Source organism: Flavobacterium sp. 28YEA47A, from assembly GCF_041262125.1.
Classification (GTDB): Bacteria; Bacteroidota; Bacteroidia; order Flavobacteriales; family Flavobacteriaceae; genus Flavobacterium.
This window is the reverse complement of record NZ_JBGCCI010000003.1, coordinates 253,786-269,108: the sequence shown is the minus strand read 5'-3', so window position 1 is coordinate 269,108 and position 15,323 is coordinate 253,786. Positions and strand designations below refer to the sequence as shown.

11 protein-coding genes are annotated in these 15,323 nt (G+C 36.6%); 8 read left to right on the top strand and 3 right to left on the bottom strand.

Annotation, left to right across the window (positions count from 1 at the left end; genetic code table 11):
* Nucleotides 1–180: 180 nt before the first annotated feature.
* Together ABH942_RS05640 and ABH942_RS05635 are read left to right on the top strand one after the other, a co-directional pair.
* Nucleotides 181–2,442, top strand: coding sequence for a T9SS sorting signal type C domain-containing protein (locus tag ABH942_RS05640; protein ID WP_370030008.1), 2,262 nt, complete (start codon nucleotides 181–183; stop codon nucleotides 2,440–2,442).
* Nucleotides 2,443–2,456: 14 nt separating this feature from the next.
* A complete protein-coding gene (locus ABH942_RS05635; RefSeq protein ID WP_370030006.1) occupies nucleotides 2,457–2,660 on the top strand; it encodes a hypothetical protein in 204 nt (67 codons plus the stop codon).
* Between the two features lie 66 nt (nucleotides 2,661–2,726).
* Here ABH942_RS05635 and ABH942_RS05630 read toward each other — a convergent pair whose 3' ends face one another.
* Nucleotides 2,727–4,316 (bottom strand): peptide chain release factor 3, encoded by a 1,590-nt coding sequence (locus tag ABH942_RS05630; protein WP_370030004.1) that lies wholly within the window; start codon nucleotides 4,314–4,316, stop codon nucleotides 2,727–2,729.
* Nucleotides 4,317–4,563: 247 nt separating this feature from the next.
* On the opposite strand from ABH942_RS05630, the gene ABH942_RS05625 reads away from it, so the two are divergent.
* The 6 genes from ABH942_RS05625 to ABH942_RS05600 all read left to right on the top strand — a co-directional run bounded on the left by ABH942_RS05625 (nucleotide 4,564) and on the right by ABH942_RS05600 (nucleotide 13,565).
* A complete protein-coding gene (locus ABH942_RS05625; protein WP_370030002.1) occupies nucleotides 4,564–6,534 on the top strand; it encodes a peptidylprolyl isomerase in 1,971 nt (656 codons plus the stop codon).
* The gene (locus tag ABH942_RS05620; protein ID WP_370030001.1) at nucleotides 6,535–7,383 is read left to right on the top strand and encodes a hypothetical protein; all 849 of its coding nucleotides are present in this window, start codon (nucleotides 6,535–6,537) and stop codon (nucleotides 7,381–7,383) included.
* Nucleotides 7,346–8,776: a peptidylprolyl isomerase gene (locus tag ABH942_RS05615; protein ID WP_370030272.1), complete on the top strand. Its 1,431-nt coding sequence runs from the start codon at nucleotides 7,346–7,348 to the stop codon at nucleotides 8,774–8,776. The genes ABH942_RS05620 and ABH942_RS05615 overlap by 38 nt, the downstream gene beginning before the upstream one ends.
* A 50-nt stretch (nucleotides 8,777–8,826) precedes the next feature.
* Nucleotides 8,827–9,780: an AAA family ATPase gene (locus tag ABH942_RS05610; RefSeq protein ID WP_370030000.1), complete on the top strand. Its 954-nt coding sequence runs from the start codon at nucleotides 8,827–8,829 to the stop codon at nucleotides 9,778–9,780.
* Nucleotides 9,781–9,853: 73 nt separating this feature from the next.
* The gene (locus ABH942_RS05605) at nucleotides 9,854–10,981 is read left to right on the top strand and encodes an acyltransferase family protein (RefSeq protein WP_370029999.1); all 1,128 of its coding nucleotides are present in this window, start codon (nucleotides 9,854–9,856) and stop codon (nucleotides 10,979–10,981) included.
* A 316-nt stretch (nucleotides 10,982–11,297) separates the two neighbouring features.
* Nucleotides 11,298–13,565, top strand: coding sequence for an aconitate hydratase (locus tag ABH942_RS05600; protein ID WP_370029998.1), 2,268 nt, complete (start codon nucleotides 11,298–11,300; stop codon nucleotides 13,563–13,565).
* Nucleotides 13,566–13,613: 48 nt separating this feature from the next.
* Here ABH942_RS05600 and ABH942_RS05595 read toward each other — a convergent pair whose 3' ends face one another.
* On the bottom strand, nucleotides 13,614–14,027 hold the full coding sequence (locus ABH942_RS05595) for a DUF1801 domain-containing protein (RefSeq protein ID WP_370029997.1): 414 nt from the start codon (nucleotides 14,025–14,027) through the stop codon (nucleotides 13,614–13,616).
* A gap of 9 nt (nucleotides 14,028–14,036) precedes the next feature.
* On the bottom strand, nucleotides 14,037–15,320 hold the full coding sequence (locus ABH942_RS05590; protein ID WP_370029996.1) for a DUF6624 domain-containing protein: 1,284 nt from the start codon (nucleotides 15,318–15,320) through the stop codon (nucleotides 14,037–14,039).
* Between the last annotated feature and the right edge of the window lie 3 nt (nucleotides 15,321–15,323).

Here is a 15,323-nt window from a genome sequence, read left to right as displayed (position 1 = left end):
ATAAGAAAGTAAAATTTCTAATTTTAACGAAGAATTTTATTGTTAAAAATATATTTTATAATCGCTTAAAGTTCAATTAGTTCGATGAATTGCATAAAATGTTAATTCTTAACAAAAAGATAATGCAATTGTTTAATATTTTATTAACGAATCCTTAACTTTGTGAAAAACAAATTCATAATGAAAAAAACTTTACCCTTCACTTTTTTACAGACACTGATGATTTTGGTGTTTGGATTATTTTTTAATGTTGCTTGGGGGCAAACATTAGTTGCAGGATGGACATTTGATAACACTGATGCCGCTCCAAGTACACCTAAGGTGGTAGCTGCAAATATTGGAAGCCAAACCTCTGCTACAATATATGCAGATGGGACAAATGGTTCATCTAATTGGCTGTCTACAGCTTCAAATCCTGAATTAACCAGTTTTGCTGGATCGACAGTAAATGATCCTAGAACGACTCCAAATGCAGGAAGCGCATATTCAATAGCTAATAGTAGTGCAAATTCGAAAAGAATCATATTAAAAGTTTCAATGACCGGATATGAAAACCCTATATTGAGCTTTAGTACAAGAGGTACTTCAACAGGATTTTCTACACATCAGTGGGCTTGGAGTGTTGACGGAGTGGTATTTACAAATTTTGGGACCAATACGGCTGTAACTTCTGGAACATTTCTTATTAGAACACTGGATTTATCTGCCATTAATGCGGTTGATAATGCCGCTAATTTGTATTTAAGATTAACAGTTTCCGGAGCATCGAATACTTCTGGGAATAATAGGCTTGACAATATATTAATTGAGGCAACTCCAACTTCCACAACATGGAACGGAACGGCTTGGTCAAACGGAACACCAACTTCTTCTGTTGATGCTACTATAGCAGGAAACTACTCTACAGGAGCAGCAGCTCCACAAGGTGAGTTTACAGCTAAATCATTAACCATTAACTCAGGTATATTTACAGTAGCATCCGAAACATCATTGACTGTTGAAAATGCAATTGCTAATAATGCAGGTTCAAACAATTTTATTGTTGAGAACAACGCAAATTTGATTCAGACGAATCATGTTTTGAATATAGGATCAATTAAAGTAAAAAGAAATAGCAATCCATTATATCGTTTTGATTACACCTTATGGTCTTCTCCGGTAGTAGGTCAAAATTTAAAAGCTTTCTCTCCGGCAACGCTTTCAAATAGATTTTATACTTACAATACTGGAGCGGGTACAAATGGTGAATACGAAGCTGTTTTTCCTCCACAAATTGAAGCAATTTATAACTTCGTAGAAGGTAGGGGATACCTGATCAGAACTCCTGATTCACATCCGGCCTTTGTTGAGGGTAATCCTGGAACTGTCATCAATGCAGAATTTACTGGAATTCCATTCAATCAAAGCGTAAATGTGCCGCTTTCAAATGCCACAACCGGTTTTAACCTTGTTGGAAACCCATATCCATCTGCAATTTCTATTGCACAATTATTTTCTGCTAATACTAATGCAATTGATGGGACTATCTGGTTCTGGAGAAAAAGAAATGGCGCAGCCGGAAGCGGTTATGCTACTTCAACAGGAATGGGTGTGACAAGTGCACAATCAGAAGCTGCTGCTCTAAATCCAAATGGTGTGATTGGTGCTGGTCAAGGATTTTTTGTAAAAGTAAAATCGGGAGCTACTCAAAATACATTGAATTTTGGCAACGCGCTTCGTTCAACAACAACAGGAGGAGCATTCTTTAGAAATTCTAATGCAAATCAAGTAGAAAGACACAGAATCTGGTTGAACCTTTCTAATAGCACTGATGTTGTCGGACAAACTTTGTTAGGTTATATGACAGGTGCTACTTCAGGAATCGATTATGGTATTGAAGGTAGCTATTTTAACGATAGTGCTATAGCATTCACTTCTTATATTGACAATAAGGAATTTGCAATTCAGGGAAGAAGCCTTCCATTTACAACTGATGACGTTGTTCCAATGAGCTTCAAGACAGATGTTGCAGGAAACTATACTATTGCAATCGATCATGTTGATGGACTTTTTGCAGGCAGTCAGGAAGTTTTTGTAAAAGATAATGTTACGGGACAGCTTCATAATCTTAAGTCAGGTGCTTATTCATTTGTTTCTGAAACAGGTGTGTTTAATAATCGTTTTGAGATTGTTTACAGAGCTGCGCTTGGTGTTAAGGTACCTACAATTTCTTCTAACAATATTGTAGCATACAAACAAAATGGTTCTTTGGTTATTAATTCCGGAAATTATATTATGGAGAATATAGAGCTTTATGATATGAGTGGTCGTCTTATTTATACAAAAAATAATATCGATACTTCTTCTGCTATAATAGCTAATCTTCCAATTGCGAATCAGGTTTTGATTGTGAAAATTACTACCGCTGAAAATGGAACCGCTAACAAAAAAATCGTTTACTAATACTCCCATCAGATATGAAAAACTCAATTACAACAAAAATATCCAGCCTGTTACTTTTATTATTCATAAGCACGGCATCTTTTGCACAAAATCCAACGGAAGCGCCGGACGATGAAGATGTAACGCCAGCACCTATCAACGATTATGTTGTGCCGATGCTTTTGGCAGGTGTGATCTTAGGTTACACTTTTATTAAAGGAAAAGCAAAAAGAGCTTAAATTATAATATCAAAAACAAAAAAGGCTGTACAATCGTACAGCCTTTTTTTATTAATGATTTTGAATCTAATCGAATTCTGAAGTAAAAAACAATTTTACGGTTGGATATTTGTTTTGCGTCATCTGTATCGTAAAATCAGAATCGGCTAAGAATACCAACTGCCCGTATTTGTCATGAGCCAAAAACTTTTGCTTAATACGTTTAAATTCTTTGAATTCTTCATTTCTGGCATCGTCAGGTTTTACCCAGCAGGCTTTATGTACCGGGAAGTTTTCATACGAACATTTAGCTCCGTATTCGTGTTCTAGTCGGTACTGGATAACTTCATATTGAAGGGCTCCCACAGTTCCAATTACTTTTCTGTTATTCAGTTCCAGAGTGAAAAGTTGAGCCACACCTTCATCCATTAGCTGGTCGATTCCTTTTTCAAGCTGCTTTGATTTCAATGGATCAGCATTGTTGATATAGCGAAAGTGTTCCGGCGAAAAGCTAGGGATTCCTTTAAAGCTCATCAATTCGCCTTCTGTTAGCGTATCTCCAATCTTAAAGTTTCCAGTATCATGAAGTCCTACAATATCGCCTGGATAAGAGATATCGACGATTTCTTTCTTCTCTGCAAAAAATGCATTAGGACTTGAGAATTTTAAAGTTTTATTCTGGCGGACATGAAGATAAGGCTTGTTTCTTTCAAATGTACCGGATACGATTTTAACAAAAGCCAATCTGTCTCTGTGTTTAGGGTCCATATTGGCGTGGATTTTAAATACAAATCCAGATAATTTAGTTTCGTACGGATCAACCAGTCTTGTTTCTGATTCTTTTGGTCTTGGAGACGGTGCAATTTCTATAAAACAATCCAAAAGTTCACGAACTCCGAAATTATTCAGGGCAGAACCAAAGAATACAGGTTGCAGCTTTCCTTCAAGATAGGCTTCCCTGTTGAATTTTGGATAAACTTCATCAATCAGTTCCAGTTCTTCACGCAATTTATCGGCCGGTTTTTGACCAATGATTTTTTCCAATTCAGGATTTTGTACGTCAGAAAAAGCAATGGTTTCTTCTATGTTTTTACGGCTGTCACCGCTAAAAAGATTGATGTTTTTCTCCCATAAGTTGTAGATTCCTTGGAAATCATAACCCATTCCAATCGGGAAACTTAATGGTGTAACCGTTAATCCTAATTTCTGTTCCACTTCATCCATCAAATCGAAAGCATCTTTTCCTTCTCGGTCTAATTTATTGATGAAGACAATCATCGGAATATTTCTCATTCGGCAAACAGCAACTAATTTTTCTGTCTGTTCCTCAACTCCTTTTGCTACGTCAATAACAACAATAACACTGTCAACGGCTGTAAGCGTTCTATAAGTATCTTCTGCAAAATCCTTGTGTCCCGGTGTATCAAGAATGTTGATTTTTTTATCCTTATAATTGAATGCCAAAACAGAGGTTGAAACCGAGATTCCTCTCTGGCGCTCGATTTCCATAAAGTCGGAAGTGGCACCTTTCTTGATTTTGTTGTTCTTTACGGCCCCGGCTTCCTGAATTGCGCCTCCAAACAAAAGTAATTTTTCTGTCAGCGTTGTTTTTCCGGCATCGGGATGCGAAATAATCCCAAAAGTTCTTCTTCTTTCTATTTCTTTTTGAAAACTCATATCCTGTATAAAAATGGACTGCAAAAATACTATTTATTCAACAAATAATCAGCGTATAATAATAACAAGAAATTGGAGTTATGCTTTTTATTAAATACGACTCCTTAATACATGAAAATATCGCTAATAATTTGTTAATAAATTTTTGTTAATACTAAGGCCCGTACTTGTTTAATGCGTTTGAATTGTTACTTTTGTTGATTGCTATCCAGGCGTTAAATTAATTCCAACTTATAGAATTTACATAATGAACTTAAAACAATTGTTCTTCGGAGTACTGCTTTCCGCAAGTTTTACGAGTTTCGCTCAAAACAACAATAAGGAAGTTTTATTTACAATTGATGATAAACCTTATTACACAGACGAATTTGCAAGGGTTTATAACAAAAATATTGATCTCGTAAAAGACGAATCCCAGAAAGATCTGAATCAATATCTTGACTTATTTGTCGGTTACAAGTTGAAAATTAATAAAGCCAATAAGCTGGGACTTCAAAATGGCCAGGCCTATCAGGCGGAGTTAAAATCATACAGAAACCAACTTTCAAAAAACTATCTTACCGATTCTAAGGTTACACATGAACTTATCGAAGAGGCTTACCAAAGATCTTTAAAAGAAATCAAGGCAGCCCATATCTTGTTTATGGTAGATGAAAATGCTTCTCCGGAAGATACTTTAAAAGCATATAAGAAAGCCGTTGAGGTTAGAGAAAAAGCTCTAAAAGGAGAAAATTTCGGGGAACTTGCCGTTAAATATTCTGAAGATCCTTCTGCAAAAGAAAATAAAGGAGAATTAGGCTATTTTTCAGTTTTCAGAATGGTATATCCATTTGAATCAGCTGCCTATAAAACTCCAAAAGGACAAGTGTCAAAAATTGTAAGAACCCGTTTCGGTTACCATTTGATAAAAGTAGAAGATATCAGAGACAACCGCGGAGAGCTTACGGTTGCCCATATCATGATCCTAAAGCCAAATAACCAAAATCCTGAAGAAGCTGAAAAAGCAAAGGCTACCATTCAGGATATTTATAAAAAACTACAACAGGGCGAAAACTTCGAAAGCCTTGCTAAACAATTTTCTCAAGACAAATCATCTGCTTCAAAAGGAGGAATGCTAAACCGTTTCGGTTCAGGCCAGCTAAGTTCTGAAGAATTTGAAGATGCTGCATTTGCATTAAAAAAACCAAATGATTATTCAGCTCCGGTAGAAAGCAATTTCGGATGGCACATCATCAAGTTAATTGAAAGACATCCGGTTAAAACATCTCAGGAAATGCAGTCGGAATTGGATAATAAAATCAGAAAAGACGAACGTTCAAGGCTGATTACGAATTCATTGACTGAAAAGCTGAAAAAGAAATACTCAGTCAAAAGAAATGACAAGTTATTTGCGGCGATTACAAAAACCGTAAATGATAAATTCTATACTGGCGAATGGAAACTTCCGGAAAATATGAAGCCTTTTGAAGGTAACCTGGTTACAATCGATAATAAGGCAATCTCAGGAGAAGAGTTTCTTAAATATCTGGCTACACAACAAAGAGGTGAAAATACAATCAGACCAATCAGCAAATTGGTAGACAAAAAATATCAAGAATATGTTGATGTAAAAGTCAATGAATTGTACAATAACAATCTTGAAAACGAATTCCCTGATTTTGCTGCCGTAATGGAAGAATACCGTGACGGTTTGTTGCTTTTTGATCTGATGGAAAAAGAAATCTGGGAAAAAGCAAAAACAGATACAATCGGATTGCAGAATTTTTATGAAGCCAGAAAAAACAATTACCGTTGGGGGAACAGGCTAGATGCTCTGGTTCTTTCTTCAACGAAAAAAGATATGGCAAAACAGGCACAAAAATTATTAAAGCAAGGAAAATCGGCTGAATTCATTAAAGAAAAATTCAACCTGAACGGTAAAGTTGAGATAATGTCGAATGCCGGAATTTTTGATGAAAACAGTGATGCTTTGCCAAAAGGTCTTGAAAAGAAAGACGGAGTTTCCGGAATCATAAAAGAAGGTGAGTACTATTTTGTTGTGAAAATAAACAAACACCTTCCGGAAGGTCCAAAAACGCTTGAAGAAGCTAAAGGTAAAGTTGTGAACGATTACCAGCAATATCTTGAAGAAAAATGGGTTGGCGATTTGAAGCAGGAATTTAAAGTGGATGTACATCAGCCTGCTTTTGAGAAAGTGAAAAAGCAGATCAAGTCATAAATGAAGAAGTATGCGGTCATAGGATTGCTATCGCTTCTTGCTTCATGCAGTTATTTTAAGCCGGAAGCAAAACCGCAAGCAATTGCAAGAGTAAATGATTCGTATTTGTTTAAGGATGAAATCAAGGATCTGGTGCCACCCGGAACGTCAAAAGAAGACAGTATTGTTATTGTCAGGAATTTTATCGACCGCTGGGCATCACAAAAATTGATGATGGATGCGGCAGAAATTAATTTGAGTACTGATAAACAGGCAGAATATAATGAACTGATCAGGCAATATAAAATTGATCTTTACACGAAAGGCTATTTAGAAGAATTGGTGAAAACTACTGTAGATACAGTAATCACAGAAGCGGAACTAAAAGAATATTATAAGCAGAATAAAGAAAATTTCAAGACGGACGGAACTCTGGTAAAATTGCGATATATCAATTTGCCAAAAGACCATCCGAAATTTCAGACCATAAAAAGCAAGTTTTTTGACTATAGAAAATCAGACAAGAAATTTTGGGACACGTATGGAATGCAGTTCAAAAGTTTTGTGTTGAACGATTCCGTTTGGGTTGAAATGAATCAGGTATACAGAAAGCTGCCTTTCATTACTCCGGACAACAGGTCGCAGTATATTTCAGCTGGAAAAACAATAGAAAAACAAGACTCTTTGGAGGTTTATCTTGTAAAAGTCACAAATGTTCTGGACAAAAATCAAATAAGTCCGTATGAGTATATAAAACCGACGTTAGAACAGGTGATTTTAAACAAAAGAAAATTAGAATTAATAAAAAAAATTGAAAAAGACATTACTGATGATGCCATTAAAAATGAGAAGTATGAAATCTATAATTAAGAATGCCTGCCTGATTTTTGGCTTTGCAGTATTTTTTAATGCTGCGAATGCACAGGAAATCATTCAGAACGATACCGTAAAGAAAGTCGTTCCGAAACCTGTGAGCCAGAAACAGAAAATAGACGGAGTAATTGCCGTTGTAGGAGATTATGTGATTTTAGACTCTGATATTGATATTGCATATATTGAAATTGCAAACCAGGGCAACCCAACAAAAGACATTACAAGATGTCAGCTGCTAGGTAAATTACTGGAAGATAAATTATATGCGCATCAGGCTGTTCAGGATAGTATTGTTGTGACCGATGCTGAAATCAACAATATGATGCAGGAAAGAATCGATGCTTTTGTAGAGCGTGCAGGTTCGATGGAAAAATTGCTGAAAATTTATAATAGACCAAATGAAGAAGAGTTCAGAACCTATTTTTTCGATATCTTGAAAATGGGCAAGCTGACTACTGAAATGAGAAATAAAATTATTGAAAATGTCGAAATTACACCGGAAGAAGTAAGGACATTCTTTAAGAAATTCCCAAAAGAAGAATTGCCACAGATAGGAGCTGAAATTGAAGTGTCACAAATCGTGATCAATCCGGTAGTTACTAAAGAAGAAAGACAAAAAGTAATCGACAGGCTGAACGAATTTAGAAACGATGTAATGGCCGGAAATGGAAGTTTCTTCAGTAAGGCCGTTCTATACAGCAAAGATGAAGGAACAAAGTCTAACGGCGGTTTCATGCGTGTTAACAGAAAGACGAATCTGGTCAAGGAATTTAAGGAAAGAGCTTTTAGTCTTGAAGAAGGGCAAATCTCAGAACCTTTTGAAACGGAATACGGCTGGCATATTATTTTGGTAGAAAAAATACGCGGACAGGATGTTGATTTAAGACACATACTGTTGATTCCAAAAATATCGGAAGAAGCCATGCAAGAAGCAAAAGACAAGATCATCGGAATCAGAAATAAAATTGTTAATGGCGAAATTTCATTTGCAGAAGCGGCCAGAAATTCTTCAGATGAGAAAGAAACTAGAGCCAATGGGGGAGTGTTAATCAATCCTCAAACACTTGATCCTCGTTTTGACTTGACTAAAATGGATCCATCACTTTATGTGCAGGTTTCTGACCTTCGTGAAGGACAGGTGTCACAGCCAATTGTTGACGAAGACAGATTAGGGCGCAAAACCTATAAACTGATTACGGTTACAAAACGTTATGATGCTCACATCGCTGACTATGCACAGGATTATATAAAAATCAAAGATTTGGCTTTAAAAGAAAAGCAAATCCAGGCAATCAGCAAATGGACAGAAGAAAAAATCAAGGAAACATACATCAAGATTAATGGGGAATACAGAAATTGTACTTTTGTAAACAACTGGCTTAAGAAGTAATTTGTGCCTTTAAATCAAATCGAAATTTTTAATAACCAAACAATTATAGAATGTCAGACGTTGCTGCAATACAGAATCTGGTTCAGAAAAGAATAGAGCTAAAAAAGGAAATCTCAAAAATAATTGTAGGGCAGGAAGTAGTGGTAGACCAAATCTTGCTAAGTATTTTTTCCGGAGGACACGCCCTTTTGGTTGGAGTTCCGGGATTAGCAAAGACTTTAATGGTCAATACGATTTCTCAGGCTCTTGGATTGGATTTCAAACGTATTCAGTTTACGCCGGATTTGATGCCTTCTGATATTCTTGGAAGTGAAATTCTCGATGAAAACCGTCAGTTCAAATTTATAAAAGGGCCTATTTTCTCCAATATTATTTTGGCTGATGAGATTAACAGAACACCGCCTAAAACGCAGGCAGCCCTTCTGGAAGCTATGCAGGAAAGAGCGGTAACAATAGCCGGACAGCATTATAAATTGTCTTTGCCGTATTTTGTACTCGCAACCCAAAACCCAATTGAACAGGAAGGAACCTATCCGCTTCCGGAAGCACAGCTTGACCGTTTTATGTTTGCTATAAAATTAGACTATCCGTCATTTTCTGAAGAAGTACAAGTTGTAAAAAGTACTACAACAGATCAGACAGAAAAAATAAATCCACTTTTCACAGCGCAGGAAATTATCGATTTTCAACACCTGATTCGTCGTATTCCTGTAGCAGACAATGTTATTGAGTATGCAGTAACGCTGGTAAGTAAAACACGTCCGGATAATTCACTGTCAAATGATTATGTGAAAAACTATTTAGACTGGGGAGCAGGACCGAGAGCTTCTCAAAACTTAATACTGGCTGCCAAAGCTCATGCTGCCTTTAACGGAAAGTTTTCTCCGGATATTGAAGATGTAAAAGCAGTAGCAACCGGTATTCTTCGTCACAGGATTATCAAGAACTACAAAGCGGATGCTGAAGGAATTTCGGAAGAAATGATTATCCAAAAATTAATGTAAGCACTGCAAAATTTATATTCTGTAGAAGCTATTCATGATTTGTATTTCTATATTTGAAAGAAATACAAACACCTTGCTGAAACAACAATTACACAATCCACAACGCATTTTCGGTTTGGATCTTATGAGAGCCGTAGCCATACTCATGGTGTTAAGCTCGCATTGTCTTTGGATTTATCCCGAAAGTAATAGTTTTATTGCGCAGCTTTTAAAATTGTTTGGTTTTTTAGGCGTTGAAATTTTCTTTGTTCTCAGTGGTTTCCTTATCGGAAGAATTCTGCTACAATCATACCTCAAAGAAGACTTTTCCTTTTCACATGCCAGGAATTTTTTAAAAAGAAGATGGTTCAGGACATTTCCAAATTATTTTCTGATTCTACTGATTAATATACTCATAGCGGCTATTATAGGTTATAAAATAGAGTCGTTGTGGAAATATTTCTTTTTTATTCAGAATTTTAATAAGGCCATGCCTGCTTTTTTTCCTGAATCCTGGAGCCTTTCAGTAGAAGAATGGGCTTATATCGTCTTGCCGCTGTTCTTAGTGTTGGCAGGACTTTTTATAAAGCCTAAAAATAAATCAAAATTCTTTGCGATTCTTTTGGTTTTTTTGGCGGTGTTTTCCCTCTGGGCAAAATTTTCGTGTTACAAAAACACACTCAATATCAATATGGACGTTTGGAACACGTCTTTAAAAGCAGTAGTGATTTACCGTCTTGATGCTATTTTTTATGGTGTATTGGCAAGCTGGTTCTATTGTCGGCGTCATAACTTTTGGAAAAAAAATAAGTCAGTTTTTTTGGTAATGGGGATTTTATGTTTCCTCTTTATAACTTTCGGAATAGGTAAAATAGGTTTCACGCCTGAAGGACAAAATAGGTTTCTCTATATTGCCTATCTTCCCATCGTTTCTATCTCCATTTCGTTCTTTCTGCCGTTTTTATCAGGCTGGAAATCAGAGAAATCTAAGCTGAAAAACCCTATTGTCTTTATAAGCCTCATTTCCTATTCGATATACCTGTTGCATTACAGCGTAATTCTGCAACTCATGAAGTATTTTATACCAATTGAGGACTATCCAATGTTGCAAAAACATGTCTTTACTTTTGCTTATCTGCTGCTGACAATAATCCTCAGTTATGGTCTTTATATTGGGTACGAAAAGCCGATGATGGACTTGAGGGAAAAATCAAAAAAATAGCAATTTTGCGAAGCCATTTTTTCCTCTTTCGGCCGTCAGCCCGTAATTTAGAAGCATTCTTAATTCATGAGCCACTCTTTTGGACAGTATAAATTTCGAATTTGACAAAAAAAAGATTTTAAATTAACAAAAACGGAAAAAATTAATTAGTTTTTAATTATAATTTAATAATAATCATTAAAAATCAGATTTTAGGAATAATAATGTTTTGAAACGCCGCTTTTTTTAAAAATCTTTCAAATATGGAGGGAAATGAGTAAATTTGCATTGCAAAGAAACAAACTAAAATATAAATAAAATAGACTAATTACTGATTATGGCTTTTGATATTGAAATGATTAAAAAAGCGTATGGGACAATGGCAGAGCGTGTTGATAAGGCACGTCAATTGGTTGGTCGCCCATTAACGCTTTCAGAAAAGATTTTATACTCACACCTTTGGGAAGGAACTCCTACACAGGCTTTCACAAGAGGTAAAGATTATGTTGATTTTGCTCCGGATAGAGTAGCTTGCCAGGATGCTACAGCGCAGATGGCTTTGTTGCAGTTTATGCATGCGGGGAAAAATAAAGTAGCTGTTCCTACAACAGTTCACTGCGATCACTTGATCCAGGCAAAAGTAGATGCTGCAACTGATTTGGCTAGAGCAAAAACACAAAGTAATGAAGTTTTTGATTTCCTTTCTTCAGTTTCTGATAAATACGGAATTGGTTTCTGGAAACCGGGAGCTGGTATTATTCACCAGGTAGTTCTTGAAAATTATGCTTTTCCAGGAGGTATGATGATTGGTACGGATTCTCACACAGTTAATGCAGGTGGTTTAGGAATGCTGGCCATTGGTGTTGGTGGAGCTGATGCTGTAGACGTAATGTCCGGTATGGCTTGGGAATTAAAGTTTCCAAAACTGATTGGTGTTAAATTGACAGGGAAATTGTCTGGATGGACTGCTCCAAAAGACGTAATACTAAAAGTAGCTGGAATTCTTACCGTAAAAGGAGGAACCGGAGCTATTGTTGAATATTTCGGAGAAGGTGCTACTGCTATGTCTTGTACTGGAAAAGGTACAATCTGTAACATGGGAGCTGAAATCGGAGCTACAACTTCAACTTTTGGTTATGACGATTCTATGCGTCGCTACCTGATTTCTACAGGAAGACCTGATGTAGCTGAAGCTGCTGATAAAGTAGCGCCATATCTTACAGGTGATGCTGAAGTATATGCTAACCCGGAACAATATTTTGATCAGGTAATCGAAATCAACCTTTCTGAATTGGAGCCACATTTGAATGGTCCTTTTACTCCGGATTTGGCTACGCCAATTTCTAAGATGAAAGAAGAGGCTATTAAAAACAACTGGCCTTTAGAAATTCAGGTAGGTCTGATTGGTTCTTGTACGAACTCTTCTTACGAAGATATTTCACGTGCTGCTTCTTTGGCAAAACAAGTAGCTGATAAAAATTTAAAAACCAAAGCACAATTTACCATTACTCCGGGTTCTGAAGTGGTGCGCTACACAATCGAAAGAGATGGTTTTATCGATACATTTGATAAAATCGGTGCGACTGTTTTTGCTAATGCTTGCGGACCATGTATTGGAATGTGGGATAGAGAAGGAGCTGAAAAAGAAGAAAGAAACACTATCGTTCACTCTTTCAACCGTAACTTCTCAAAACGTGCTGACGGTAACCCAAATACTTTGGCTTTCGTTGGTTCTCCTGAATTGGTAACGGCTTTGGCTATTGCCGGTGATTTAGGATTCAACCCTATAACAGATAAATTAATCAACGAAGACGGTCAGGAAGTAATGCTTGATGAACCTACAGGAAACGAACTGCCTCCAAAAGGTTTTGATGCAGAAGATCCAGGTTTCCAGGCGCCATCTGAAGATGGATCGGGAGTTCAGGTTATCGTAAGCCCAACATCAGAAAGATTGCAATTATTAGCTCCGTTTGAACCATGGAATGGTGAAAACATCATGGGTGCTAAATTGCTAATCAAAGCTTTTGGAAAATGTACGACAGACCATATTTCTATGGCTGGTCCATGGTTGCGTTTCCGTGGACACTTAGATAATATTTCAAACAATATGCTTATTGGTGCGGTGAATGCCTTCAACCAAAAAACAAATTCTGTGAAGAACCAAATGAATGGGAAATACGATTCAGTTCCTGCGGTTCAAAGAGAATACAAAGCGGCAGGTGTTCCTACTATTGTTGTGGGTGACCATAACTATGGTGAAGGTTCTTCCCGTGAGCATGCTGCAATGGAACCACGTTTCCTTGGAGTAAGAGCTGTATTGGTAAAATCATTTGCACGTATCCACGAAACTAACTTGAAAAAACAAGGTATGTTAGCGCTTACTTTTGCTAATGAAGCGGATTATGATAAAATTCAGGAAAATGATACTTTCAACTTTGTTGACTTGAAAGAATTTGCTCCAGGAAAACCGCTTACTATTGAGATTTTCCACGATAATGGAACAACTGAAACAATCTTGGTTAACCATACTTATAATGCAGGTCAGATTGGATGGTTTGTTGCAGGATCTGCACTAAACCTGATCGCTGCCGCAGGAAAGGCTTAATTTTAAGATTCTCTTTTATAAAAAAACTCCCGATTTATCGGGAGTTTTTTATTTTTCTATCTGATCCATCCAGTTTCTGATTGCATTTTCCAAATCTTTTTGTCTGTTTTTCGCCTCGTCCAAATCCTTTATTTTGGCAATTTTTCTGCCATCGGGATAATTCCCTTCCAACAGGCCTGAAGTATCAGTAATCTTTGCTCCTGTGGGGAAAACAAGCAAAATATGATTGCCACGATGAATGTTCATTACCAAAATATCTCTTTTGTATTCTTTTGGGTCAAATGGTTTCATTTCTCCAGAATAATAAAAACTCGGAGAATTCCATTTGATATGCTCCTTTATCTCACCGTCAATTGCAAGTATAGCCTCTCTTAAGAATGTTATAGTTTCTGCAAGAGAAGGGTCAAGTTTTTGGATGTATTCTGTAACCTGTTCTTCTTCGTTATGTTTTGATTTTGCCATAGTAAATGATTAATATTTTTTCATAATAGCAATCCATCGATTTTCCTGATGAAATTTTGCAAATGTCGGGTCTTGTTTTAATTTTTTAAAAGGTAGTGTCCCTCTTAGATGAAGTAAGGAAAGGAAATCTAAAGAGATACTTCGGTATTGTTCTTCACCGGTAGTATTATAAATAGTTGCAAATAGCACAGCCGCTTCATAGTTTTCGGCTTCGTTCATACCACCCATAACAGTCGAGGCCGTATTGTAGTAGTCATACACTTTTTGGAATTGCTTTTTATTGTAGGCAGTTTTTGCACTGTCGATAAGTTTTTTGGTATAATCTAAATCGGCTTTGTCATTCTGTTGTGCTTCTTTTTTAGTTTTGCCTGTATAGCTAAAGCCATACGTTTTGGAGTAGACAGACAAAGGCTGCAGCCCAATTTTTTTTCTTCGTTCATCTACAGTGTTTTCTTTTAGGATAGGGCGAAATGCCGACGCCTGTCCGTTTTGAGTCCATACTACCTGCGTTCCATACAGTTGCTTATAGTTTAAGTTGCATTGTATCCTGTCATAAAGAAAGGCATAATGTTCTAAGCTGATTTCATTTGTTTTAAAAAGTTTTTCCATTGCTGCTAATGCCTGCCTTTGAAAAGCTACATCCTGATCAGCATGCTGTATGGCCAGCCAGAAATTGTTTTGGCCATCTTTGCCTATCTCGGATATTTTAGGCCAGCCATATTTTGCAACAATAGTCTTCGAATCTTCTATGTTTTTGGAATCAGAACTATTAATTGCCTGGTCCAGTTCTCTTATTTCGTCTGCATTTTTTGCTTGTGCCCTTTTATAACGAAGTTTTTGGTCGTTTAAGGTCATCAGGTTTATTTGCTTTCGCAGTTTCGGAAGTTTTAAGTTTTTTTGATATTCGAGTTCTTTGTTATAAGCCTTGTTTTCTGTTTTCTGCCATTCTTCTGGAAATGATTGTTTCAGATAATCGAAATAAGGATCAAATGCCAGCCAATCAGCTTCCGTCCAGCCATTATCTATGGCAAGATTCAGGTATTCGAATGCTTTTGTCTTATTATTGTCTAAAGAATAGGCTCCGGCAGCTTTATATAAATTTAGAGCATCAGGTGTTTTTATTTTAAAAGCCTTTTCGAAAGAAGCAATCGCGTTTTTATAATCTTTTTGAAGATGAAACAACCCGGCTTCGGCAATTAGCGAATCGTAATTGTCATTTTGTGCAGTGGCTTGCGCAATAAAAAAAAATACGAACGTAATTGTTTGGACACATTGTTTCAGAAGTCTATCCATATA

What these genes read in the sequence shown, in the direction of transcription:
- ABH942_RS05640 (WP_370030008.1), top strand. Translation starts at nt 181, where the DNA reads ATGAAAAAAACTTTACCCTTCACTTTTTTACAGACACTGATGATTTTG.
- ABH942_RS05635 (WP_370030006.1), top strand. Translation starts at nt 2,457, where the DNA reads ATGAAAAACTCAATTACAACAAAAATATCCAGCCTGTTACTTTTATTA.
- ABH942_RS05630 (WP_370030004.1), bottom strand. Translation starts at nt 4,316, where the DNA reads ATGAGTTTTCAAAAAGAAATAGAAAGAAGAAGAACTTTTGGGATTATT.
- ABH942_RS05625 (WP_370030002.1), top strand. Translation starts at nt 4,564, where the DNA reads ATGAACTTAAAACAATTGTTCTTCGGAGTACTGCTTTCCGCAAGTTTT.
- ABH942_RS05620 (WP_370030001.1), top strand. Translation starts at nt 6,535, where the DNA reads ATGAAGAAGTATGCGGTCATAGGATTGCTATCGCTTCTTGCTTCATGC.
- ABH942_RS05615 (WP_370030272.1), top strand. Translation starts at nt 7,346, where the DNA reads ATGCCATTAAAAATGAGAAGTATGAAATCTATAATTAAGAATGCCTGC.
- ABH942_RS05610 (WP_370030000.1), top strand. Translation starts at nt 8,827, where the DNA reads ATGTCAGACGTTGCTGCAATACAGAATCTGGTTCAGAAAAGAATAGAG.
- ABH942_RS05600 (WP_370029998.1), top strand. Translation starts at nt 11,298, where the DNA reads ATGGCTTTTGATATTGAAATGATTAAAAAAGCGTATGGGACAATGGCA.
- ABH942_RS05595 (WP_370029997.1), bottom strand. Translation starts at nt 14,027, where the DNA reads ATGGCAAAATCAAAACATAACGAAGAAGAACAGGTTACAGAATACATC.
- ABH942_RS05590 (WP_370029996.1), bottom strand. Translation starts at nt 15,320, where the DNA reads ATGGATAGACTTCTGAAACAATGTGTCCAAACAATTACGTTCGTATTT.